2 protein-coding genes are annotated in these 3,347 nt (G+C 73.0%); one reads left to right on the forward strand and one right to left on the reverse strand.

What is annotated here, in order from left to right; genetic code table 11:
- Nucleotides 1-128 precede the first annotated feature (128 nt).
- On the reverse strand, nucleotides 129-1,373 hold the full coding sequence (locus ACXJKG_RS20240; RefSeq protein WP_456847518.1) for an LCP family protein: 1,245 nt from the start codon (nucleotides 1,371-1,373) through the stop codon (nucleotides 129-131).
- Between the two features lie 252 nt (nucleotides 1,374-1,625).
- Between ACXJKG_RS20240 and ACXJKG_RS20245 the strand changes: the two genes are divergently transcribed.
- The coding region (locus ACXJKG_RS20245) for a hypothetical protein (protein WP_456847519.1) at nucleotides 1,626-3,347 on the forward strand (1,722 nt) is incomplete at its 3' end.

Here is a 3,347-nt window from a genome sequence, read left to right on the forward strand (position 1 = left end):
GCCGCGCGGGCCGCCCGACGACGATGGGCTCGGCCGTCTCGGGACGCGCCGGTCGCTGCGGCGCGCCCGGCGCGAAGCTCGGCGGCGGCGTGCGCGCGGTGCGCTCGTCGGAGGTCACGCGGAGCCCGTCAGCACGTGCCGGTCGTGTCGTCGACGGTGAACGCCTCTTTCCCGGGGACCTTCGTCTCGGCGGGAGTGGGCGTCGCGGCGGGCGCGGTGGCACCCGAGTCCGGCGTCGCGGTCGTCGGCGCGGTGGTCGGCGTCGCGCCGGCCGAGGGCTCCGGCTCGCCCAGGGCGGGCACGTCGTTCGCCATGTTCGACCAGACCTGCGCGGCGTCGTCGGTCCACACGACCCGGTTCGGGTCCGAGGGTGCGGGGGCCCACGGGATCGTCATGAACGTGATGTTGCCACGGCTGATGTTGCGAAGGTTGTAGGCGAGGCCGGTCATGTTGGCGATCGACATGTCGTCGTCCGTCGTCAGCGAGCTGGTCGCCGCGCTGAGGAACGCGACCAGCTTGCCCGGGTCGGTCAGCACGTCGCGGGACAGGACCTCGCGCACCATGGCGGCGACGAGCTTCTGCTGGTTGCCGATGCGGTTGGTGTCCGAGCCGTCGCCGACGCCCTTGCCCTTGCGGGCCCGGGCGTACGCCAGCGCCGTGGGGCCGTCGAGCGTCTGCATGCCCGCCTTGATGTCGAGGCCGGCGTCCGCGGAGTACATGTCGTTGTCGATGCAGACCGGCACGCCGCCGATCGCGTCGACCATCTGCTGGAACCCGGAGAAGTCGACGACGACGAAGTGGTCGATCTTGATGCCGGTGTTCTGCTGCACGGTCTTCCAGGTGCAGGCGGCCGCGGAGGCCATGTCGCCGCCGGTGTCCCAGCCGACCGCGAAGGCCGAGTTGAACATGCCGTGCGTCGCCTTGCTCGTCTTGCCGTTGGTCATCGTGCAGGACGGGATGTCGACCAGGGAGTCGCGGGGGATCGAGACGAGCTCGACGCGGGAGCGGTCGGCCGAGATGTGCAGGACCATCGTGGTGTCCGAGCGCATGCCCTCGGCCTTGCCGCCGATCTGGGCGTTCACGCCGTCGCGCTGGTCGGAGCCCAGCAGCAGGATGTTGACCGCCTGGCCGGCGTTCGGGTCGTTCGGGTCCGGCGCCTTCGACGGGGACGGTGCGGGGCCGGTGAGGGCCGAGACGTCGACCTGGTCGATGTTGCCCTGGAACTTTGCCACCGTCGCGGCGGCCCCCGCGGCGCCGAACGCGACGAGCGCGACGGTGCACAGGGCGATGCCGCGGATCACGCCGTGGGTCCGCAGACGTCGGGCGTGCCGGGCGGCACGGGGGCGCAGGACAGCGGCGTGGCGGGAGGTCACGCGACGATCGTAGGAGAGCGACCTGGCCGTGGAGCGGAGCGCGCGCAGGGGCGTGGTGGAGGATCTGTGCAGATCAGCGTCCTGCTCGGTCGGAGGGGCTCCGGGGGGCGGTCGGGCGGCCGTGTAAAGTTCGCGTCCGAGCGCGCCGGCGCCGGTGTGCGCCCTCGTCGCCCGAGCTCCGCTCGGTGCCGCCGACGGTCCCGGTCCCACGGGGCGCCCGATCACCGCCTGAACCACTGAAGGGGACGCCCTGTGTCCAGACGCGCCCGCATCGTCCTCGCCGCTCTCGCCGTGCTGACGGCAGCCCTCGCGCACCTCGTGCTGCAGGCCGGGATGATGCTGCGCTGGGCCGGCTGGAACCTGTCGTCGTTCCGCAACTACTTCTGGTCGGACCAGCTGGCCTACCTGTCGATCGTCCGGAACGTCTCGCAGGGCGAGTCCTGGGGCGTCGAGCCGTTCACGCTGACCGGCAGCAACTTCTACCCCCGCGCCTGGTACATCCTGCTCGGCACGGTGGCCCGGTGGACCCACACCGACCCCGCGACCATGTGGACGCTCGGGGGGCTCGCCGCCCAGGTGCTGCTGGTCTGCACGATCGGCGGGGCGTGCGTGCTGCTCACCCGGCGCTGGTGGGCCGGGTTCCTCGGGTTCGTGCCGTTCCTGCTGGGCACGGGCAGCTGGATGTTCGGCGCCCACGACTCGTGGATGACGCTGCTGAGCTCGCACGCCGTGCTGTGGGGACCGTTCGGCGTCCTGTTCACGCTCAACGGAGAGACGGTCGCCCTCTCGCTCGGCGGCACCGCGCTCATCGCGCTGCTGCTCGTCGCCGCCGGCCGCGTGCCGGCCCGGGCCGTGTGGCCCGTCGCCCTGGGCGCCAGCCTGCTGGTCGGCATCCTGGCGAACATCCAGACCTACTCGTTCCTGACCACCAGCTACACGCTCGTCGCCGCGACGGCGGCCATCGGGCTGGCGCGCTCGCGGTCGTGGAAGATGCTCGCGCTCACCGGCGCCCTGCTCGTCCTCGTGCTGGCGACCGGGCCGCTCGTCGCCGACGCCGTCGGGCAGCTCGCCGTGCTGGTGTACGGCATGGTGCCGGCGCTGCCGGGGCTCGTCCTGGTGCTGCGCGCGACGCGCTGGCGCGGGCTCTGGTGCCTCGCGCTCGTGGCGCTCGGGGCGCTGCCGCAGGTCGGGGCGACCGCCCTGGGCCTGGCGAACGAGGACCCGTTCCTGGTCTACCGGGAGGCGTCGTCGTCGCAGCTCGGGGTGCCGCTGGGTGCCGGGCTGTTCGCCGCGCTCGCCGTCGTTCCCGCCCTGGTGGTCGTGATCGTGGCCGGCGTCCGACGTCGGCGCGTCATCTGGATCGCCGTCCCGTCCGCGCTGGTGGTGCTCTGGGTGTTCCTGGCCGCCAACGACAAGTGGGGCGCCAACCAGGAGCCCTACCGGTTCTGGCTGGACCTGTACGTGCTGGTGGCCACGCTGATCGTGCCGCTGCTGGCGTGGGTGGTCGCGGAGGCCCTCACGGACCGGGCGGCCGTGCGCAGCCTCGCGGACCGGCCCGTCGAGCCGCCGGCCGTCGCCCCGGTGCTCGGCCCGTGGTCGCGGCCCGGCCGGCTCGCCCTCGTCGGAGGCCTCGCCGTCTCGCTCGTGGTGKCCGGGGTGTGGAGCTACGACTTCCGGCTGTTCCGGACCTCCGTCACCGCTGCCGGCTACATCCCGCTGCAGGGTCCGGCCTACCGGGCGCAGGTCGCGCTGGCGGACCAGACCGACGGCGCCCTGGTGCTGCCCGACGCGTGCGTCGACCCGATGATCTTCAAGTCCACCTGGGGCGGACCGGTGGCGTACTACAACCGCGGGCTCGCGTGGCCGGACAACAAGGCCGACCTCGACATCGCGATCGACGCCCGCGCGCCGGGCAACCTCGACCAGGAGGCGGCGATGCGCGCCGGCATCGGCTGGATCCTGGTCGACCCGAAC

It is taken from the genome of Cellulomonas sp. P5_C6 (assembly GCF_054049635.1).